Source organism: Verrucomicrobiota bacterium (genome assembly GCA_016871535.1).
Classification (GTDB): domain Bacteria; phylum Verrucomicrobiota; class Verrucomicrobiia; order Limisphaerales; family SIBE01; genus VHCZ01.
Map to the genome: position 1 here is coordinate 1 of VHCZ01000345.1, position 5,510 is coordinate 5,510.

General features: G+C 60.3%; 4 protein-coding genes. All 4 read right to left on the reverse strand.

What is annotated here, in order from left to right; all coding sequences use genetic code 11:
- Window positions 1-204: 204 nt before the first annotated feature.
- Complete coding sequence (locus FJ398_25615; GenBank protein MBM3841269.1) at window positions 205-1,512, reverse strand: cytochrome-c peroxidase; 1,308 nt, start codon at window positions 1,510-1,512, stop codon at window positions 205-207.
- Window positions 1,513-1,524: 12 nt separating this feature from the next.
- Entirely contained in the window at window positions 1,525-4,194 is a 2,670-nt protein-coding gene (locus FJ398_25620; protein ID MBM3841270.1) for a hypothetical protein, read from the reverse strand.
- The gene (locus tag FJ398_25625; protein ID MBM3841271.1) at window positions 4,191-4,946 is read right to left on the reverse strand and encodes a DUF1559 domain-containing protein; all 756 of its coding nucleotides are present in this window, start codon (window positions 4,944-4,946) and stop codon (window positions 4,191-4,193) included. The genes FJ398_25620 and FJ398_25625 overlap by 4 nt, the downstream gene beginning before the upstream one ends.
- Window positions 4,947-5,098: 152 nt before the next feature.
- Window positions 5,099-5,510: PIN domain-containing protein (locus FJ398_25630; protein MBM3841272.1), on the reverse strand; the 412-nt coding region annotated here is incomplete at its 5' end.

Genomic DNA, 5,510 nt, shown 5'->3' on the forward strand with positions numbered 1-5,510 from the left:
ACCTGCGCTGCCAATACATCGATCGCCCGGCCGGCTTTGGCCGCGGCCTGCGGCAGGGCCTGGTGCAAGCCGACGGCACCCCGCGCGAGACGATTGTCCGCGTCTATCGCGAGGCGTTCGGCGAAGTGTTGAAGAAGATGAACGGACTGGCCCCATGAAACCACCAGCCAACTTCTGCCGGAATGCTGCGGCCGCCGCCCTCAGTCAAGGGCCGGGCGGTCTGAACTGGGTGCCCGGCAACTCATTGGCAAGCGACTCTAGAAAAGCAATAAGATCGTCCATATCGCGCGCGCTCAAATTGAGTGGTCGCAGTGACTCTTCGCGGTGGCCGATCGCGGGCTGCTGATCCAGCCGGGAATAGAAACTCAGCACGGCGCGCAGATCAGCGAACCGGCCATCGTGCATGTAAGGCGCGGTCCTGGCGACATTGCGCAACGTTGGAGTTTTGAACTCACCGAGATTGTTCGGTTGTTGTGCGACGTAATGGAGCGCGATATTCGCCGTCAACGAAAGGTCATCGCTGTAAACACCGTTGCCGTTGAATTCGTCGGCTTTGACCGCCTCGATCCCGCGAAAACGTCCGGTGTCGAGCTCGCCTGCGCCTCGATCCAACCCGATGTTATGAAACTCGCGGTCGGTAAAGTTCGGTCCGGAATGGCAGAGGACGCATTGACCTCGCCCGATGAAAAGGCGCAATCCACGCAAAGCCGCAGGGGCCATGCTGTCCATAGCGCTTTGATCGCGGCGCCGCAGGCCGGCGCCAAAACGATCAAACGCCGCCTCTGGCGTGATCATGGTACGCTCGAATGCCTCGACAGCTTTGCCGAGATTCGACATGCAACGATTCACCCGGTCGCGATCGGCGTCCGTCAAGGCCAGCCAGGCCCTGTGCATCGGGTGCCGTGGGTCTTCGGCGACCGGACGCGCGTCACGCGTTTCCTTGCCGCTATCAAGCGCCGGCAAACTGCCGAACAAATCCTCATACGCGCGGCGCATGCCCGGCTCCTCCGCTACCCGCCAGTAAATGCGCAATCGATTGCTCCCCATTTCGTTGACGTTCTCGATTGGCGCAACACTCTGCGCCCATAACGTGTCCCGGCGGCCGTCCCAAAACTGCCAGCGATTGTACGCCACATTCCACAAGGTTGGCGTGTTGCGCGCCACGCGCCCGAGTCCTTCCGCCACCCGCTTGCCATCGGTCCAATGGCGGCTCGGATCGTGGCAGGTTGCGCATGAAATGCTGCCATTCGCAGAAAGGCGCGGGTCATAGAAAAGCTGACGTCCCAAGGCCACGGCTCTGGCGTCTGATGAATGCCTGTTTCGCGGATCGTGCGGAAGGTCCGGCAGCGGAGTCAATTTCAAGATCTGTGCGGCTTCGGCAGCCGTAAACTCGATGCCATTTGCACTAAAGGTCCCGGCAGGTGAAACGTCCCGGCGTGAACAACTCACCGTCAACAGCCCAGCCGCGGCCAAATACAAAAACTGCTTAGCCTGCATGCCGTGCGGTCGCATGAGATTCTCGATCTAAGGCCGCATGGCAATCGGAAAAACGGCGCGTTCGCGAACCGGACCGCGGTAGATGTCAACATACAACTCCCAAGCGCCTGCCATATGGAAGAGCATTCCTTCCGCCAGAAAGCGGTTTGCGCCCAACTCTTTGACCTCGGGCGCCGTGTTGAGCCCGTGGCCATGGGCCGGCATGCTCGCATCGACACTCACTCGAATTTCATCCGCGGCGGTTCGAGGCGCCGAAGCGGCGATCGCCACTTCAACGGCAAAATGCTCGTTCAATGGAATCGGATTGGGTTTGGGTGCAATTGTGACGCTGAATTGCCCGCCATCGCTGTTTGCGGTTAAGGGAGCCGGCACATTCGGCGCAGGCGCGCGCGGCGTCGGATCCGATCCGCAGCCGCAACAGACACCGAACAACAGACTGACCGCAGCCACCTTGCACGCGCCGATGCAATGACGCGCGCGCGCGCGCCACAGCAACGCGGCGAAGATACACACTGCCGCGACGCCCCCCAGCACGGCGCTCCAATTCCAAGCACGCGCCTCCGCGCCAACTTCCGGCGGCAACACAGGGCCAGGTTCGGGAGCCCGTCCCGGCAATGCCGCGCCGCGCTCTAAGTAACGCGCCGCAAAATGGCGTTTCCAGGGCCCCGCTGCCGCCGGCAATCGCAATTGTTGCTGAGTTCCTGCCGTCTCAAGCACGAGCTCGCCCCCGAGACTGCTGGCGTCATGAAATAAAACCGTTCCATGGGGAATTTGTGTCAGGCTTGCCGCAGCGATTGGTTGCGCCGCATGTTTGAGGCGCACGCGCAAGGCGCGCGCTGGAACGGTCCAAGCCAAGGTGACTGAACCATCTGCAGCAGGCCGTGTTTCCAATGGCAGATCGCGCCAGACATGCTGGCGTTGCGGTGCGGCGAATAACTGCTGCAACGCAACCGCCGCCCCACCCTCCCCGCCGTTGGCCACATAGCGAGCCCCTTCCTCGAGGAACTGCGGATTGCCGGTGAGCAGGTAGCCTTCCCGCAAAACGCGATCGCTCGATGGCACCTGGCGTTGGCGGCAGACTTCGGCTTCCAGCCGGTCCAAAAGCCGGTCTTCAACCGGCGCCGAATAGCGGCCAAGTCGAATTAAATCGGCAAGCAAAACCAAATGCCCGGGATCCTTTCCAGACTGGCTCTTCTCCAGCCAGGCTTCCGCCCGTTGCAAGAGAAGGTCGCGGAACGAAGCGTCATTGGAAAAGTTGCAGACATCCAGCAATTGCGCCAGAGCTTCGGCATCCTCCTCCTCGGCCGGCAGGCGGCGGCGGGCTGCCGCGTAACGGCTACCCCACTCGAGGTAAAGAGCGCGCACACAATCGTCGCCCGTGAGATGGCACCAAATGCTGAGGGCTTCCCCAGGCAGCGAACGCTCGATCGCTCCATCGCTGAGAAGGACGCTCAATCTCGATCGCAGATGTCCAAGACCTCCCGCGCGCACCGGGTCGGCAGTTCCAAGCAGAGTGTAGAGCGAATCCTCGATTGCGCCAAACGATGCGGCTTCAATTCCAGCGGTCAATCCTGCGTCACCGGACTGTGCGACGACGAAATTGCCGAGTGCTGCAGCATCGTTATAGACCTCAGGAGAAGCGCCCATGGCGAGCAAGGGCTTGGCAAACCGGCGAAGCGAGGTCTCATTGGGTTGGAAGTCGACGTGCCACTCCCGGCGCAACAGTCCTCCAGGCGCCAGCACCGCGGCTTCCGACCCTGATGAAAAGAGGGGAAAAACCAATCCACCGCCGGTTGATGCCGGAACGGCGCCGGCCCGGGGATCGAACGAACACACCAAGATTTCATTCGTGCCTTGAGTCAACTGCGCACCGCGCCACCCGGCAGCATCCACGTTGTCGGTGATGGATCGAGGCTCATTGAAGCCGGACACTTCCAGCGCCAAAGGCGGCAGCACGAGCGCATTCGAAGCTGCCTCGGAAGCGCGCGCGGAGATTTCGATCTTGATCCACGACTGCCGTCGCGAGGCGCTCAGTCGCGCAGTCAATCGAACCGAACCGCCGGCGACAGGCATTTGCCACTCCATGGCTACTGTCGTGGCAACGGGACCGTTCTTCTCGATGAGTACGCCCTGAGGCATCCAATCAAAAGCTTGGTCTTTCGCCGAAATTAAGCGGACAGCCGCGCCTGGCAACTCGCGGCCGTCAAGCTGAACGTCTCGCAGCATCGATCCTCCCTGGCGCGGAATCACAAACCGCACTTTGCTATTATCGACGAGCACGTCCTGAGTCGCAGCAAGCTTCGAGAGCGCCTCGGTGCGTTGCTCCGCCTGTCCTGTCGTGAGATGCAAAAGGGCCTTTTGTTGCCCGGGATTCAGACGCACGAGCGCGTCGATGAACAACCATCGAACCGAGCCGTCCGGCCATGTCGACAACGGCCGGTACTGAGCCATTTCGGCGCCGGACAAAACGATTCGTTCGAGATTCTTGAGGTTCGCCGCCTCCGGAACCGGAACTCCAAAAGACACCGGGCGCAACGCGGCATGGTCGAGACCCGGTAACGGGTCATGGACTCCGATAGGAATCAACAGGGTATGCCCCCCTCTCGCCACCCACGGCAGGGAAAGGGCGAACAACACGAAGCTGCAGCGCAGCCACACGCTGGGTGTCAACAAATTGCGCGCGCCGCGATCCTTCAAGGCGTCTTCTTTACCGGCCGCAATTCAGGCGGGGTCGAAAAATTGACGCCCTTGCCGTTGTCAAAGAGGTTATACATCGTGAGCCCGCGTTTGTTTTCAACATGGCCGTCGGCGTAGAGGTAATTGGCGCGGCCAATTGTCTTGTCGCGGTTCTTTTTGCCGCCGCCATGGCGGTCGGGCTGAATATCATCGATGACGTCACGCCAGGTAGGCCAACCAGCGCGGCCATGGGTATGGTCGTGCAGGATATCCATCTCTTGTTCGTCGGCGATCTCAAACACAATGATCGTCTCGGACGGATGCTTCAACTGATCCAGGATGTGCGCGTGATCGGGTGGGCGGGTGGGCGGAAAACCAGCGATGGGACCTGGCTGTGAGGTCCAATCGTTGATCGGGTAACTCGTCCCGTTAAGCTTGATGCGTTGGGCGGATTTCTTATCGCTGGGACAGGACCGAATCTCGTGGTTGCCGGATACGTAGGGCAAAATCAACCGGATCCAGAGCTTGTTGGGATCGTCGTGGAACATATTGCAGAGCGGCATGTGGCCATTGTTATCGCTGGCGTACATGATGGTGGCGATGCCGATCTGACGCATGTTGGAGCCGCACTTGGCTTGTTTGGTTTTTTCTTTGGCGAGAGCCATCGCGGGAAGGAGCATGCCGGCAAGAATGGCGATGATCGCAATGACGACGAGCAACTCGATTAAGGTAAAACCGGACAATCGAAGGGCTGAACGATGGGCAAGTTTCATAACGCACCTGATGGATGGCATAACTCCTATTACTGATCCGAGCAGGGGTCAATCATAATGTCGCGTGCACCCTGATACGCATGCCACGGGGATTGGAGACGCGACGGATCTCTATGTGGACTGAACCTCCAGCCACCCCAGACGCCGGCCGTTCACCACGGACTGAGCACCGGAATCACCGAGCGCCCGTAGCGCCGGTATTTCTTGAAGTGCCGGTCGAGCGTGAAGACGCGGCAATTCTTGTGGAGTTCGGAGAGCCGCACCAGGCACGCATCCGCGAGCGACATCGGTGTGTCAGCGTAACGCTTCATCAGGGTTTCGAGCGCACCGGATTCGTCGCCGATTTCAAAGGTGGGCTTCAACAAACCAATCGTGACGGCCTGGATGACTGGCAAGGGGTCGCCGCCATTTCGAGAGAGAAGAAAGCAAGTCTCTGTGAGCACCGCGTCGCAGGTGATGAAGGGCGGTTGAAGCGAACTGAAAGTTTCCCAGGCCCAGGCGTGATGTTCGTCGCGCCGGTCATAGTAAGCCGTGAGCGGCCCGGTATCGAGGAGGATGGTCTCC

Excerpts from the sequence above, each read along its gene's own strand:
- FJ398_25625 (MBM3841271.1), bottom strand. The coding sequence starts at position 4,946 with ATGAAACTTGCCCATCGTTCAGCCCTTCGATTGTCCGGTTTTACCTTA.
- FJ398_25615 (MBM3841269.1), bottom strand. The coding sequence starts at position 1,512 with ATGCGACCGCACGGCATGCAGGCTAAGCAGTTTTTGTATTTGGCCGCG.